The organism is Tenacibaculum sp. FZY0031, assembly GCF_036350695.1.
GTDB lineage: Bacteria > Bacteroidota > Bacteroidia > Flavobacteriales > Flavobacteriaceae > Polaribacter.
Genome location: NZ_JAZDVY010000011.1, coordinates 76103 through 90793, shown reverse-complemented (window position 1 = coordinate 90793; position 14691 = coordinate 76103). Strand labels below are relative to the sequence as shown.

Below are 14691 nucleotides of genomic sequence, written 5' to 3'. Positions count from 1 at the left end.
TTTATTGTTGAATATTTATTTTTGAAGTGTTATAAAAAGAAAGTATGGCACTCAATATCAAAAAAGGGAATATGATAATGACAGAGCCCCATAAATTATCGGGTGTAAAAGTTTTAGGAAAATTTTTTACCACAAAAAATAGCAACGCTGCACCCATAATAATGGATATATGAAGTATGAGTATATTTGGCGTAAACATCCCAAAACCAACAGCTAATGGTTGCTCTGTTTTATGGAGGTAAATCCGTTCAACCAATACGAATAATAGATTGCTATTAAAAAACCAATTTTTAAAAAATAGCACTTCCATATTAATTAAAGTAAGTTCATTATTTTTCCAGTTTGCTATAAATCCAAAAAAGACAATAATAAAAATGAAATAAACTACCATTATAAATAAAGAGCTAAAAATGGTTTTTCCTTTCTTGATGTTAACTATGGAATTTTCATTTTGTTTATAACAAAATCTATCGACAATAATTCGTATTAGTTCACTAAACCAAAAAAAGTAAATAATATAAAAAACGGTAGATTGCCCATTTACTACCGAAAGTAAGGTTAATAGCGTAAATATGATAAAATCCCACTTTCGGTTGTGTTGCAATGTTCGTTCTAATATAGATAGCAATGGTTTCATTGTAGTATCAAGCTATAATTTGGCTTTATTTCGTTATGTTAGTTAATGGAGCTGTAGTTAGTGTTTTGTTTTTCTAAACCTATTAAATTGTATTTTAGTTAAATACTACTGGTATCCAGTCCGTTTTTATAATTTTACCTTTATTAGCAGCACCTGTTCCGTTACATATTGGGCATACTTGCTTTGTATACCCATCAACATACCTTATTTCTTTATAAACTTTTTGGGCAGGTATATAGTTTGATTTGTATACGTGTTTATCGTAATAAACTCCTTTTACCGTATAAGAATCATTTGTGTATTTTGCAGGAATGGTATAAACATGTTTTTTTGTTTCTTTATAAATTGGCACTCGTATTGTTTTCTCACAGGATTGATTGTTGTCGGCAACATAATCATGTTTCATATAAACTTTTTCGTTGTTAGTAATTTTGGCTTGTATATTAGGGTTGTCGGAAAAAACCGTGATATACTTTTGGGTATTATTCACACTTTTTATTTTCGCAGTACGGTTAATACTTTCTATATAAACTATATCACCTACTTTTAACTCATTAATTTTGGTTTCAAAACCATATTTTTTTCGTCCTGTAAGGGCTCTTCTACCCTTATGAGAAAAACCTTCTATTGGCATAACATCCCAAATATTCTCATGTTTTGTCACCGAGTTACCAAAAATATGCTTTGTGTTCTTGGGATTTCCGTTTTCAAACAATCCGTAGTAGGCATCAACATCATACCTGTAACCGCTATGATATCTCACTATTTTTGTGCGGTAGCCAATACCGTGAAGTTTTCCGTTTTTAAAGTGCCCAACTTCCAAAAAAGTTGCATCACTTAGTTTGTAATTATCTTGCGGAATCATATGTACCCCATAACCGTTTAAAGTATCAATACCGTGGCTAACTAAGGTCGCAATATTATATGAATAGACTTCAAAATCGGTTTGTCTTTTCAATTGCAGAATGTCTGGCTTTTCATTGGCATGTGCTTTTGTTTTAAATTTAATTTCTTTGTCAATGATTACTACCCAATAGTTTTCTTGTGTCTTTTTGTCTTCCATAAACAATACAGAACCATTAGTTACATTCTTTTTAGTTGGATAAATAAACCCTGTCAGCTCGAGGTCATTCTCATAATTATAATAACTTCCCGTATGGTCGTAACCATAGTATCGGTCATTTTCATTATTTGCAGGAGCATAATATGATGGGTTTTTCGACGAAACATAGTCGACACGATTTCTACCGTACGTTGGATGCTCTTTATAAAAATATCTTTCTTTATAAGGTAAGTCAGCAATCTTATTTCCGTCAGGGTCAATTTCCACAAACCGATTAACCCCAGGTTCGCCTTTATCTTCTACAACGCCATTCCAAAAGTTACCATTTTCATAAAACATTGGGTTTCGAAGTATATTATTTCCATTTTCAATATTATAATCATAATTCAACTGTTCATTTGAGGCGTAATATCTAGTACAAAATGGAAATTGCCCGTCAAAGAGTCCTGAATTATATGTAACCTTAGTGCTATAAAGAGCCTTACCATGGTTAATAAAGTCTATTCGTTTGTGTTTTTTCTTGTTTTTTAAGCTCTTTCCTTTACTGTTAGCTTTTTCAAAGTGTGTACGATACGCTCTGTATTTATCGAATTTAAATTCAGAAAAATCGTAAATAGACGACAACTTGATGTCATCATAAATAAATGATTGAGCATTAACCGTATTTAAACAAGCTGTTATGCTAATAAATGTTACAATAAAAAAAAGTTTTTTCATTTTAAATGAGGTTTAATGATTGTGCTTTCAGCTTAATTCAGCTTTGCTCAGTAAATTAAGAAATAGAACATATAAATCTGCATTGACAATAGTAGCATCGTTTAGATAAACTATAAGCATACCAGGTACTTATGATACGCTCATCTCTATATTCTCAAAACGTTGATAACCTTCATGATACTTTGTGTTTGCGACTGTGTCTACCTAACGGTCTAACCTTGTATCTGCCTAAATCATTTTTGTATTGTTCGGTTGTTGGTTATCAGTTAATTAAGTTAAAACAGGGGCCGTCTCTGTAAGTAAGCATTTCAATTTTACCTGTTTGTTTACTTATTTTAATTACAGTACCGTCAATTAGATGCTTTTTATTATATGTTTGATATGTATTTGTTCCGCCTGATTGTATTACCATGTTAGGACCCACTAGTAAGACTTGATTAGCTTAAAATCATAGGAGATCACCATTACCATTAGTAAAAGACTCGAATGTTATTCTGTGTTTTTTTAAAATCTTTTTTCTTAATATGCTTACGGAATTCTTGCTATGCATAACTTGTGCTTATTATAAAAATAAGCTACAATATGCATGCATGCCTCCTTAATTTTAACTTTCATAATAATTGATTTTTTTGAATATTATTTATATAGAGTCTTAAAAACAAACACTAATGTTAAAAAAACTTTCGGTTAAACTCATTCACATGATGTTCTAAAAACTTTGTAATAGCTTGTGCTACACCTTTTTCGTATTTATTAGCGTTTGCTTTTATTAATGCAGTGTTTTCTACCGAAATATTATCTGCTCTATACATTTTTCCAAAAGCAGTTTCTATGCCTATATAATCTGTGTCGGTTTTTGCAAAAGCTTGTATTTTTTCTTTACCTACTACGTCATTTATTTGTAAATCTTTTTTTAGTACTCCCGTGTACGTACCAAGTGGCGAACTACCAATATTATGTTTTCCTGACACAAAATCTATTGCCGAAACACACAAGTAATTTTTCTCCTTTGATTTTCCTGTCAATCCTATTTTGGTAGTAAACGATTTGTTTTTTACTCTACTTTTTACATGCTCATACGCAGCAATACGTAAATTGGTGTTAGCAGTAATCTTTGCTCCCCTACCTTGATATGGCTTTTTTACGTCAAGAAATAACACATATACATCTGCATTAATAATGGTAGCATCATTTAATTCTGACGATAATTTTGAATATGTACGTATTTCACTAGTAATGCTATTACGTCCGTCATCATTTTTTAATCTATTGATACTTCCTAAAAATCCACCTTGCTTTTTCTTACCGTCATTGGTAAATCCTTTTACAAAAAAAACAGTATTTTTAGGGTAAACAGTTATCATACCAGGAACCTCTGATAGGCTCATTTCCATATTTTCAAAACGTTGATACCCTTCATAATACTTTGTGTTTGCGGCTGTATCTCCATTCAGTACATTAAATCCTTTTGATTTTAAATCTTGTATAAAACTTTGGTAAGCATCATCTGTTATTTGTTGTAGTGTAGTAGCAGGAATATCCATACCTACAGCTAAAGAAGCTTTTGTTTTACCAGATAATGCTCTCCCCATAAAACCACCATTTGTTTTTGTAGTTTTTAGATTATATAGCTGATAGTTTACTGAAAAATTAGCGATATAAACATCTTTAGATTTAAATTTTCTAGAGCCGTAAGCACCGCGTTGTTCTTTGGGTTTAAAGTCTCCCAAATTTTGAGAATTAGTAGTGAGTAAAGAGCCTAAGCCCAGCATTAATATAAATAATCTTGTTCTCATAATTATTTTTAGATTTTGTGTAGCAATATTACCCATAAGTGTAATGCTAAAAAATAGGGCATCTGTACCATTTTTTTATGTACGAACAAAAGAGGTGAAGATGTTTTTATTAATTCCTAAACACAGGAAATCGATTAATTTGTTGTTTGCTATGCCAAGTAATTCATATTTGTAAAGGATTCGGGAAAAACTTATTGATTTTTAACTACTTGTTAAAGTGCTTATTTATAGTGACTTTTTTTGTAGATACATATGAAAAATTGTAGCTGTTTTTATTTTTACTAACATAATAGAGTATATAGATTAGCTGACGTTTGAATCTTAATTTTAAATAATATATCCAGTTCAAAATATAAATGGATATATGTTACTTGTTTATTATTTATCTCTGTAATATCTCCTTTTATGTATTTGTAAATTTCGTAACTTCTTTTTGTATCTACTAATTCTAAATCAAATTCCCAATTTTCATATTGCATACCTATTTTAAAGTGTTGAATCCGCATGAAGGAAAGGTTTTCCCAGCACAAAACCTACCTGCTGAATTGGCTTTAGGAGGTGAAATTACCAACGATATTGATGTGCTGTTAATGAACAAGCAAACAAATGAGATTAGAAGAGTTTTGTTGAGTGGAAGACTATAGCAGATAATGAAAATTATATTGCTGCTGTAGTCGTAGCGATTAAAGATATTAGTAGGTATAAAAGGTTAGAGGCTGAATTGAAAAAGAAAGATCAAGAATCAAGAAGAAGAATTGGATTTAAAAGTAATCAATCAAAAAAGGAGGAATAATATCATCGTTGAGTTACCTGCAAAAACTATTTTCCTTTAGTTTTTTGGGAGTGGTTAGGGGGGGCGATAAGCAAAGGAGGTTTCTAATAGTGTTAGTTTTATTGATGTTTACAGGGTAAGTGTTTGTTTTTGTGGTTTTTACGAAACAAAAAAGCTCCACAAAAGTGAAGCTTTAAAGGTGGTCCCACATGGGCTCGAACCATGGACCCCCTGATTATGAGTCAGGTGCTCTAACCAACTGAGCTATAGGACCCGTTAAATTTGGATTGCAAAAATAAAAACTTTTTTAAATAAAAACCTATTTTTTTACACTTTTCTGTTCATTAAATTTTTTCCAAAAGCGCGTAACCCCTCTTTGTGTTCATTAGAAATGTTAAGGTAATCTAAGCTTTTAAATGACTTATCTGTGTAGTACTCAATAAGTTTGTGTGTCTCCTCTGGGATGTTATTTTCTTTGAAAATAGCCGAAACAGTAGCTACTTTTTCAGAGTTATTTTTTTGTTTTCCGTTGTAAAGATTTAGTAAATTTTCTTTGTCAGCATCACTTGCTATTTCTAAAGCTTTTAAATAAAGAAATGTTTTCTTATTCTCGATGATATCTCCTCCAACTTGTTTTCCAAAAGATTTAGGATCACCAAAAGTGTCTAAGTAATCATCTTGCAATTGAAAAGCAATACCTAGATTTAATCCATAGTTGTATAAGTGTTGCGCTTGTTCTTCATCAGCTTTTGCAACAATAGCACCCATTTTTAAAGCAGCAGCAACTAAAACAGAAGTTTTTAATGTAATCATCTTAATGTATTCATCAATAGTTACATCATTTCTTGTTTCAAAATCAACATCTAATTGCTGACCGTCACAAACCTCCAAAGCAGTTTTGCTAAACAATTGTGCTAGCTTTTGAAAAATTACAGGCTCGTAATTTTCAAAATATTGATAGGCTAAAATAAGCATGGCGTCACCAGACAAAATACCGGTATTGATATTCCATTTTTCATGTACAGTCTCCTTTCCTCTTCTTAAAGGAGCATCGTCCATTATGTCATCATGTACTAAAGTGAAATTATGAAAAACTTCAACAGCAAATGCGGCAGGTAAGGCTTTTTGGTAATCGTTAGAAAAAACATCAGCAGCAATTAAAGTTAACATTGGGCGAATTCTCTTGCCTCCTAATCGTAAGATGTAGTCTACTGGTTCGTAAAGGTTTTTAGGTTCTCTTGTAAATTTTTGAGATTCTAAAAAAGCAATAAAGTCTGATTGATATGATAATATGTCCAAATTTGAAAATTTTTGTAAAAATAAGGTAAACATAAATTTTAGCTACAACCTAATGTTAAAAAAAGATTAAAACTCTGGAAACTTTTTTTGTTTCTAGAGTTTCCTGTTGTACATTTGCAAACAATTATGAGAAATAAAATAATTAATAAAGCAGGAGAAATGTTTTTAACCCTTGGGTTTAAGAGCACAACGATGGATGATATTGCGAAGGAGCTTGGAATGTCCAAAAAAACATTATACAAGTACTTTTCAAATAAAACAGCCTTGGTAGATGCTAGTACAGAGTCGGTTCACAACACAATAAGCGAAACAATTGATACTGTTAAGGGGCAGAATTACAATGCTGTGGAAGAAGAATTTGCAGTAAAAGCAATTTTTAAAGAAATGTTTAAAAATGCAAAAACTTCACCGATGTATCAATTAAAGAAGTACTATCCAGAAACGTACACAAAACTGATAGAACGGGAGGTATGTATGTTTCGAGATTGTAATATAGATAACATAAAAAAAGGAATAGAGCAAGGTTTGTACAGAGCAAATATCAAAGAAGCGCTCTTAGTGAATTTTTATTTTACACTAGTTTTTGGAGTGTTTGAAAGTGAGTTGTACAGTAACGATATGCAAGAGGTTATGGAGATTGAGTATGAAATTTTAGAGTATCATATTAGGGCAATAGCGACTCCTAAAGGAGTACAAGAATTAGAAAAACAATTAAAAAATATAAACAAAAACTAAAAACAATGAGGAAATACATATACGGTGTATTTGTGTTCTTTTTTACAGGGTACCTATCTGCTCAAGAAAAAGAAATGAGTTTATCAATGCAAGAGGCGATTGATTATGCTATAAAAAACAGTTACGACAACAAAGTGTCCTTAAACGATATAGAAGCGGCTAAAAAGAAAAAATGGGAAACAACTACAATAGGTTTACCACAAATTAATGGAAAAGTAGAGTATCAAAATTGGATAAAGCAACAAGTGTCTTTATTACCAGTTGCAGCTTTTGACAATACTCAAAGTACCATAGATATTGTAGAGGAATATTTTGATGGGGCTATAAGAAATGGAAAAGAAGTAACAACGCCAACAGGTTTTATTCCTTTGAGATTTGGAACAAAACAAACAGTGAATGCATCAGTAACATTATCTCAGTTAATTTTTGATGGTTCGTATTTGGTAGGCTTGCAATCAGCAAAAACATATTTAAAAATCTCTGAACAAGCAAAGGAAAAGACAGAATTAACCACTCGTGAAGCCGTTATCAATGCTTATGGAAATGTATTGGTTACTGAAAAATCAATTGAAATTTTAGAAAACAATAAGAAAATATTAGAGAAAAACTTGAATGAAACTCAAAAAACCTACGACAATGGGTTAACCGAGTTAGAAAACGTAGAGCAATTGCAAATTACGTTAGGAAATGTAGAAAGCAACCTAAGAAATGCTGAGCGATTGAAAGAAATTGCATATCAAATGTTAAATGTTTCTCTAGGAAATTCAATAGATACCAAGTTAACATTAACTTCTACCTTAGATAATTTAGTAATCGAGAATACCGATTTAAGCTTATTAGCTACTCAATTTAATATCGATAATCATATCGATTTTAAAATAGCTCAAAACGATAGAGAAAGTAAGCGTTTGTTAATGAAGTTAGAACAAAGTAAAGCTCTGCCAAGTTTATCAGCCTTTATCAATTACGGAGCTAATGCCAACTCAGATGATTTTAATTTCTTAGATAGCAATCAAGAGTGGTTTGACTATTCATTATTTGGAGTAAGTTTAAATGTGCCTATTTTCAGTAGTTTGGGAAGAAGTTCAAGAACAGCACAAGCAAAAATAGCATTAGAAAACGCTGATATCCGCTTAGAAGAAGCAAAGCAGAAGTTAAACCTACAAGTAGAAAGAGCTAAAAGTGAGTATCAATTAGGAATTGAAAACTACGAAACAGCTAAGAAAAATTTAGCATTAGCAGAACGAATAGAAAAAAAGCAACAAATAAAGTTTTTTGAAGGAATTTCTTCAAGTTTTGATTTACTACAAGCACAAAATCAGTTATACACACAACAAAATAATTATGTGCAATCAATGTTGAACGTAATTGCTAAAAAGGCACAATTAGAAAACGCATTAAACATACCACTAAAATAAAATCAACTATAATAATGAGAAGAATATATTCACTATTCGCTATTACATTGCTTTTAGCCTCATGTGGAGGTAAAAAAGAACAGTCTGTACAAGACGTAATAGCATCTAATGATTTAACTAAAATTAGAGAGAAAAAAGCATCGTTAGATACACAAATGCAAACACTATCTGATGAAATTAAGGTTTTAAACAACAAGATTTCAGAATTAGATACCAACAAGAAAGTTCCGTTAATTACAGTACTTTCTGCTAAGGAAGAGGTTTTTGATCACTATTTAGAATTACAAGGAGCAGTACAAACAAAACAAAATGTACTTATCTATCCTGAAATGCCAGGGCTTTTAACACGTATTTACGTAAAAGAAGGTCAGTATGTTAAAAAGGGACAAACCTTAGCGAAAATTGACGATGGAGGTTTGGCTAATCAATTAGCGCAAATAGAAGCACAAGCTGCATTAGCAGAAACAACGTATAAACGTCAAAAACGTTTATGGGAACAAAAAATAGGATCTGAAATTCAGTTTTTACAAGCTAAAACTAACTATGAAGCACAAACCAACGCGGTTAGTCAATTAAGAAGACAGTTAGCAAAATCGGTCATCACAGCCCCTTTTTCAGGAGTAATTGATGATGTAATTAAAGAGCAAGGAACAGTAGTAGCACCAGGAATGGGGTCTGAAGTTTTCAGAATTGTAAACTTAAAAAACATGTATATCGAAACAGATGTACCTGAAAGCTATATTACTTCTATTAAGAAAGGAAAAAATGTTGAGGTTGAGTTTCCAGTATTAGGAGAAAAGTTAACTTCTAAAATTCGTCAAGCAGGTAATTTTATTAATCCAGCAAATAGAACGTTTAAGGTAGAAGTAGGTGTGCCTAATCATGAAGGTAAGATTAAACCTAATTTAACAGCTAAGTTGAAAATAAATGATTACTCTAATGAGAAAGCAATTTTAATTCCGCAAAGTATTATTTCAGAAAATGCTAATGGAGAACAATATGTGTATGTGGTAGAAGACTTAAAAGATCAGGTTGGAACCGCTAAACAAACAATTATAACTACAGGAAAAACACAAGGAGATATTATTGAAGTTCTAAGCGGAATCGAAAACGGAACAAAAATTATAGAAGAAGGAGCTCGTAGTGTAAAAAACGGACAAGAGGTTAAGGTGTTAGCTGTAAGTAAATAGTTTTTTAGTCGGTAGAATGAAAGAGATTAAATTCCAGTTCGAAGATTTAAAAGTGTATCAAAAATCACTTGATTTTGTAGATATTGTTTATAAAGTTAGCAATACGTTTCCAAAAGAAGAAAACTATCGATTAACATCACAATTCATAAAGGCAGCCACTTCTGTTGCATTAAATATTGCAGAAGGCTCAGGAGATACAAACCCGCAATTTTCTAGATTTTTACAAATAGCATTAGGTTCTGTTAAAGAATGTGTGGTTTGTGTAGCAATCGCTAAAAATCAAAAGTATATTTCAATAGAAGAAGAAAATAATTTAAGAGAAAGATTAGAAGAATTATCAAAGATGATAAGCAGTCTTCAAAAGTACCTTAAAAACACTAACGACTAAAAACTAAAGTCTAATGACTGAAAAACAAAAAAAACAAGTAGATAAAGAGTTTGGTTTATCCTCTTGGGCAATAAATAATAAAACAACTATCTACGTAATGATGGTTATGATACTTATAACAGGTATTTCTGCCTTTTTAAGTATGCCAAGAGAAAATTTCCCAGAAATTAGAGAAACCAAAATTTATATAAGTTCTCTGTACCCAGGAAATACAGCTGAAGACATAGAGAAGCTAATTACCGACCCGTTAGAAGATAGACTTAAAACGGTAAGTAATGTAGTAGAAATAACCTCTACATCTCAAGAAGACTACTCAATGGTGGTCGTTGAGTTTGACGAAAATATTTCAGTAGATCAAGCTAAACAAAAGGTAAAAGATGAAATAGATCAAGAAACGTCTGGAGAAGATTGGCCTACGTTTAACGGAGCGAAAGTAGAACCGAATGTTTTTGAATTAAGTATTTCTGAAGAAATGCCAATTCTAAATATCAATATCTCGGGAGATTATCCTGTAGATAAATTAAAAGAATTTGGAGAGTATCTAGAAGATGAAATTGAAGATTTACAAGAAATAAAAAAAGTAGATATCCGCGGTGCTGAAGAAAAAGAAGTTGAGGTAGCTGTTGATATTTACAAAATGATGGCAGCGCAAGTAAGTTTCCAGGATGTAATTAATGCAATTAACGGAGGTAACTTAACAATGTCTGCAGGTAATTTAATTGCTAGTGGACAACGACGTACTGTTAGAATTTTAGGAGAAATTGAAGATCCACAAGAATTACAAGATTTTGTAGTAAAATCAGAAAAAGGAAATTCAATTTACCTTAAAGATATTGCAAAAGTTTCTTTTAAAGATAAAGATAAAACTACGTATGCTCGTGAGTTTGGAGAAGCTGTAGTAATGCTGGATGTAAAAAAACGTTCAGGAAAAAATATGGTAGAGGCTGCTGAAAAAATTCAGAAAATTGTAGAAGATACCAAAGCCAATATATTTCCAAGTAATTTAAAAGTAACCATCGCTAACGATCAATCTTCAAAAACGATTGGTCAAGTAGATGATTTGGTAAATAACATCATTTTTGGGGTTATTCTGGTAGTATTGGTGTTAATGTTCTTCTTAGGGTTTAAAAATGCCTTATTTGTTGGGTTTGCAATACCAATGTCAATGTTTATGTCATTAATGATATTGAGTTGGTTAGGATATACCATGAACACCATGATTCTTTTTGGGTTAATTATGGGGCTAGGAATGTTGGTAGATAATGGTATAGTGGTTGTAGAAAACGTATACCGTTTAATGGATGAAGGAATGCCCAGAATTGAAGCCGCTAAAAAGGGAATTGGAGAAATTGCATTTCCAATTATTATCTCAACATTAACTACGGTGGCAGCCTTTGTTCCATTAGGAATGTGGCCAGGAACCATGGGGCAGTTTATGATTTATTTTCCAGTAACATTATCTGTAGTATTAGGTTCTTCATTATTTGTGGCGATCTTCTTTAACTCAGTATTGGTGTCGCAGTTTATGAGTGTTGAGGATAAAAATATGCCCTTAAGACGTATTGTAATTTTATCGTCAGTAATGGCGGTGATAGGGCTATTAATAGCACTTTTAGGAGGAACGTATAGAGCGCTAGGAACGGTAATGATATTTACAGCAATCATGTTGTGGGTGTACCGATTAGCTCTACGTCCTTGGGCAAATCGTTTTCAAAATACGGTGTTACCACGTTGGGAACGTTTTTATGAAAGAATGTTAAGAGCAGCTCTAAGAGGCTGGAGACCATACATTATTTCTTTAGGTACGTTTGTTTTATTATTTATTGCTTTTGGAGGTTTTGGAGCCTCAATAGGAAGTCAACGTACAAAAGTTGAGTTTTTCCCAGACAATACACCAAATCAGATTATTGTGTATATCGAATACCCACAAGGAACGGATATTGAAAAGACAAATCTGATAATGAAAGATTTGGAAGAGCGTGTGTATAAAGTCTTAAATTCACCAGAATATATAGATAACGGATATAATTTCTTAGTAGAAAGTGTAGTGTCTCAAGTAGGAGCAGGATCTGGAAACCCACAAACAGATGGAGGTTCTACAGCAGAAATGCCTCATAGAGGAAAAATTACTGCTTCCATGCGTGAGTACAAATACCGTAGAGGAGCAGACAGTAAAGAGTTACAACGAAAAGTTACCGAAGCCTTAAGAGGAATTTACCCAGGGCTAGAAATTTCTGTAGAAAAAGAAGCGGTAGGTCCGCCAGCAGGATATCCTATCAATATTGAGTTGGAAGGAAATGATTATGCTGAATTGATCAATACTGCAGAAAAGATGCGTGACTTTATCAACTCAAAAAGTATTGCAGGGATTGATGAATTAAAGATTGATGTAAATAAATCTAAACCATCAATGTTAGTAAATGTTGATCGTAAAAAAGCTGGAGAATTAGGCGTAAGTTCATCGCAAGTAGGAAACCAATTGCGTAATGCTATTTTTGGTTCGAAAGCGGGAATTTATAAAGAAGATGGGGATGACTATGATATCTATGTTCGTTTTAATAAAGAAAACAGGTATAATAAAAGTGCAATTTTTAACCAAAAAATTACTTTTAGAGACATGTCTTCAGGTACCATTAAAGAAATTCCTGTGTCGGCAGTAGCCAAACAAACAAATACCTCAGGATTTAGTGCCATTAAGCATAAAGATGTAAAAAGAGTGGTAACCGTATATTCAGCGTTAGCTCCAGGATATACAGATGCAGCTGCCATTGTATCACAAATTCAAAATGAAATGAAGACGTTTACTGAACAACCAGATTCAGTAAAAGTTGACTATACAGGACAAATTGAAGAGCAAAACAAACAAATGGCGTTCTTAATGAAAGCATTTTTTGGAGGGTTAGGATTAATTTTCCTGATTTTAATCTTCCAGTTTAACTCTGTTTCTAAGCCCGCAATAATTATGCTAGCAATCTTCTTGAGTTTAATAGGAGTATTTGGAGGATTAATTATCACGGCAAAACCGTTCGTGATTATGATGACCATGATGGGAATTATTTCGCTGGCAGGTATTGTGGTAAACAACGGGGTAGTACTGCTCGATTATACTCAGTTATTAATTGATCGTAAAAAAGTAGAACATGGATTGTCATCTGATGAGTTTGTAGATGTACATACATTAGGAGAAGCTATTATTAGAGGAGGAAAAGCACGTTTACGACCAGTACTTTTAACGGCAATCACAACCATTTTAGGGTTAATTCCATTGGCAACAGGTTTAAATATTAATTTCTTTACCTTAGCTAGTGAGTTGAATCCACATATATATGTTGGAGGGGACAATGTAATTTTCTGGGGTCCATTAGCATGGACTGTTATTTACGGATTATTCATAGCAACTTTCTTGACATTAATTGTAGTACCGATATTATTCTACTTAATCACCAAGTTTAAAATGTGGTTACGTAGCGTTTTATAATTGATTTTTTGTTAACTGTAAAAAGGGTTAAAAGTAATTTACTTTTAACCCTTTTTTATATTTTCGTGCTATGAATAAACCGGTTTTTACAGTTGAAGAAATAAAGAGAAAGATAGAGCACTACTGTGTGTATCAAGATCGATGTCATAAGGAGGTAGAAGAAAAACTGAAAGAATACCGTTTAATTCCAGAAGCCAGAGAACATATTTTATTACACTTATTAGAACATAATTTTTTAAATGAAGAACGCTTTGCCAAAAGTTTTGCAAGGGGAAAGTTCCGAATAAAAAAATGGGGAAAAGACCGAATTGTTAGGGAGTTGAAATTTAGAGATATTTCTGTGTATAACATAAAATCAGCTCTGAAAGAAATCGACGAAGAGGAATATATAAAAACCTTATATGAGTTGGTTGAAAAAAAGAATGAGTCCGTATCCGAAACCAATCATTTCAAACGAAAAAAGAAAATTGCAGACTACCTCTTGTACAGAGGGTTTGAAAGTAATTTAATTTACGAAGCCTTAAAAACTATTGATTCTTAAATAAGCTATCAAGGTTTATTTCACTATCAAATTGCTTCTTAGTGTAAACTGTGTTAATCTTATCGTTAACACTGCTAAAAAGCATCATAATTTTTTCAACCTGACTGTTAACTTGTTGCGCAGAGATAGAAGGAATAAAAGTCATGTCTGCTAAACGTAAAGTTTCATTTTCAAAAACATTAATACGAGCTTTAAAAGCAGGTGTTTTTAGCGACTCTATATTCAAACTATCCTTAAATTGCTTGGTAAGTGTTTGTAACTCTAAAGCATTGTTTAAAGCTTCAGTAGGACTTGTATTTTTTAATTCCTGCAAAAAATCTTCAACAATAAAGTATTCTTTCCAAGGTTTGATTTCATCAACGTATTTTTTATTTATTTCAGAGTAATCGGTATGCTTAACCGAAATGTTCATTTCAGTTTTAGTAGGGAATTCTTCTTTTTGCACACTCTTTTTTTTACAAGAAGTAACTAAAATAAATAACGAAGCAATAACCAATAAAAAACGACTCATTTTCATAAAAAAATTAAAGGATAAAAGTACATATTTTACTTGGCATTCTTTACAGAATTCAATTAGAAGTTTGAAATCAATAGATTAGGAGTCTCTTTTGTAGATAGTTAAAAAAGAACAAATGCTTTTTGCGAAATCTTAAATTT

General features: G+C 32.0%; 12 protein-coding genes and 1 tRNA gene. 7 read left to right on the top strand and 6 right to left on the bottom strand.

Annotated elements, in window-relative coordinates:
• Position 1: 1 nt before the first annotated feature.
• The 3 genes from V1T75_RS15100 to V1T75_RS15090 form a co-directional block, all read right to left on the bottom strand.
• A complete protein-coding gene (locus V1T75_RS15100; RefSeq protein ID WP_330489330.1) occupies positions 2–637 on the bottom strand; it encodes a hypothetical protein in 636 nt (211 codons plus the stop codon).
• Positions 638–731: 94 nt separating this feature from the next.
• Positions 732–2417, bottom strand: coding sequence for a hypothetical protein (locus V1T75_RS15095; RefSeq protein ID WP_330489329.1), 1686 nt, complete (start codon positions 2415–2417; stop codon positions 732–734).
• Positions 2418–3088: 671 nt separating this feature from the next.
• Positions 3089–4213, bottom strand: coding sequence for a hypothetical protein (locus tag V1T75_RS15090; RefSeq protein WP_330489328.1), 1125 nt, complete (start codon positions 4211–4213; stop codon positions 3089–3091).
• Positions 4214–4686: 473 nt separating this feature from the next.
• Here V1T75_RS15090 and V1T75_RS15085 point away from each other — a divergent pair, with 473 nt between their 5' ends.
• Positions 4687–4857, top strand: a complete 171-nt coding sequence (locus V1T75_RS15085) for a hypothetical protein (protein WP_330489327.1) — start codon at positions 4687–4689, stop codon at positions 4855–4857.
• Positions 4858–5185: 328 nt separating this feature from the next.
• On the opposite strand, the gene V1T75_RS15080 is transcribed toward V1T75_RS15085, so the two are convergent.
• Both V1T75_RS15080 and V1T75_RS15075 read right to left on the bottom strand, forming a co-directional pair.
• Positions 5186–5259, bottom strand: a tRNA-Ile gene (locus V1T75_RS15080).
• 53 nt (positions 5260–5312) lie between these two features.
• Positions 5313–6284, bottom strand: a complete 972-nt coding sequence (locus V1T75_RS15075) for a polyprenyl synthetase family protein (RefSeq protein WP_330489326.1) — start codon at positions 6282–6284, stop codon at positions 5313–5315.
• 126 nt (positions 6285–6410) lie between these two features.
• Between V1T75_RS15075 and V1T75_RS15070 the strand changes: the two genes are divergently transcribed.
• From V1T75_RS15070 to V1T75_RS15045, 6 genes are all read left to right on the top strand, one after another.
• Entirely contained in the window at positions 6411–7019 is a 609-nt protein-coding gene (locus tag V1T75_RS15070) for a TetR/AcrR family transcriptional regulator (protein ID WP_330489325.1), read from the top strand.
• Positions 7020–7024: 5 nt separating this feature from the next.
• The gene (locus V1T75_RS15065) at positions 7025–8437 is read left to right on the top strand and encodes a TolC family protein (RefSeq protein WP_330489324.1); all 1413 of its coding nucleotides are present in this window, start codon (positions 7025–7027) and stop codon (positions 8435–8437) included.
• Between the two features lie 14 nt (positions 8438–8451).
• Positions 8452–9627, top strand: a complete 1176-nt coding sequence (locus V1T75_RS15060; RefSeq protein WP_330489323.1) for an efflux RND transporter periplasmic adaptor subunit — start codon at positions 8452–8454, stop codon at positions 9625–9627.
• Between the two features lie 16 nt (positions 9628–9643).
• Positions 9644–10015, top strand: a complete 372-nt coding sequence (locus V1T75_RS15055) for a four helix bundle protein (RefSeq protein ID WP_330489322.1) — start codon at positions 9644–9646, stop codon at positions 10013–10015.
• A gap of 13 nt (positions 10016–10028) precedes the next feature.
• The gene (locus tag V1T75_RS15050) at positions 10029–13493 is read left to right on the top strand and encodes an efflux RND transporter permease subunit (RefSeq protein ID WP_330489321.1); all 3465 of its coding nucleotides are present in this window, start codon (positions 10029–10031) and stop codon (positions 13491–13493) included.
• A gap of 70 nt (positions 13494–13563) precedes the next feature.
• Positions 13564–14034, top strand: coding sequence for a regulatory protein RecX (locus V1T75_RS15045; RefSeq protein WP_330489320.1), 471 nt, complete (start codon positions 13564–13566; stop codon positions 14032–14034).
• On the opposite strand, the gene V1T75_RS15040 is transcribed toward V1T75_RS15045, so the two are convergent.
• Complete coding sequence (locus V1T75_RS15040) at positions 14021–14545, bottom strand: hypothetical protein (protein WP_330489319.1); 525 nt, start codon at positions 14543–14545, stop codon at positions 14021–14023. The two genes, V1T75_RS15045 and V1T75_RS15040, sit on opposite strands and share 14 nt — an antisense overlap.
• Positions 14546–14691: the final 146 nt, after the last annotated feature.

Bases quoted from the DNA above. Each gene is read 5' to 3' on its own strand.
- V1T75_RS15100 (WP_330489330.1), bottom strand. From the start codon at position 637: ATGAAACCATTGCTATCTATATTAGAACGAACATTGCAACACAACCGA.
- V1T75_RS15095 (WP_330489329.1), bottom strand. From the start codon at position 2,417: ATGAAAAAACTTTTTTTTATTGTAACATTTATTAGCATAACAGCTTGT.
- V1T75_RS15090 (WP_330489328.1), bottom strand. From the start codon at position 4,213: ATGAGAACAAGATTATTTATATTAATGCTGGGCTTAGGCTCTTTACTC.
- V1T75_RS15070 (WP_330489325.1), top strand. From the start codon at position 6,411: ATGAGAAATAAAATAATTAATAAAGCAGGAGAAATGTTTTTAACCCTT.
- V1T75_RS15065 (WP_330489324.1), top strand. From the start codon at position 7,025: ATGAGGAAATACATATACGGTGTATTTGTGTTCTTTTTTACAGGGTAC.
- V1T75_RS15060 (WP_330489323.1), top strand. From the start codon at position 8,452: ATGAGAAGAATATATTCACTATTCGCTATTACATTGCTTTTAGCCTCA.
- V1T75_RS15055 (WP_330489322.1), top strand. From the start codon at position 9,644: ATGAAAGAGATTAAATTCCAGTTCGAAGATTTAAAAGTGTATCAAAAA.
- V1T75_RS15050 (WP_330489321.1), top strand. From the start codon at position 10,029: ATGACTGAAAAACAAAAAAAACAAGTAGATAAAGAGTTTGGTTTATCC.
- V1T75_RS15045 (WP_330489320.1), top strand. From the start codon at position 13,564: ATGAATAAACCGGTTTTTACAGTTGAAGAAATAAAGAGAAAGATAGAG.
- V1T75_RS15040 (WP_330489319.1), bottom strand. From the start codon at position 14,545: ATGAGTCGTTTTTTATTGGTTATTGCTTCGTTATTTATTTTAGTTACT.